The following is a 578-nucleotide window of genomic DNA, read 5'->3' on the forward strand; positions in this document are numbered from 1 at the left end:
TACGGTCCGACCGAGGCGGCCGTCGATGTCACCTGGCATGCCTGCCGGGTGGGTGAGGAGCGCACTCCGATCGGGGCGCCGATCCGGGCCACCCGCATCGAGATCCTGGATGCGGATCTGCGGCGGGTGCCGGTGGGCACCGCTGGGGAGTTGTGCATCGGCGGGGTGCAGGTCGCGCAGGGCTATGCCGCCCGGCCCGCTTTGACCGCTGAGCGGTTCGTGCCCGATCCCTACGGCCCGCCCGGATCACGCCTGTATCGGACCGGGGACCTGGCGCGCTGGCTGCCGGACGGTGAGGTCGACTATCTGGGCCGTATCGACGACCAGGTGAAGGTCCGCGGCATGCGGGTGGAGCTGGGTGAGATCGAGGCGGTTCTGGCCCAGCATCCGCAGGTGCAGGCGGCGGCGGTGCGGCCGGTCGGCGGCGTTCTGGCGGCCTACATCGTCGGCGCCGCGCAATCGGAGGAGCTGGCCGTCTTCCTGCGACAGAGGCTGCCCGAGCACATGGTGCCGGTCTCCTTCACCACACTGGAGCGGCTGCCGGTCACCGCCAACGGCAAGCTCGACCGCAAAGCCCT

Annotated in this window: 1 protein-coding gene; it reads left to right on the top strand. The window is 71.1% G+C overall.

Features of this window, described 5'->3' with window-relative positions:
* Nucleotides 1-578 (top strand): AMP-binding protein (locus Plo01_RS39865; protein WP_203896002.1); only part of this gene is annotated, 578 nt, incomplete at both ends.

It is taken from the genome of Planobispora longispora (assembly GCF_016863135.1).
Classification (GTDB): domain Bacteria; phylum Actinomycetota; class Actinomycetes; order Streptosporangiales; family Streptosporangiaceae; genus Planobispora; species Planobispora longispora.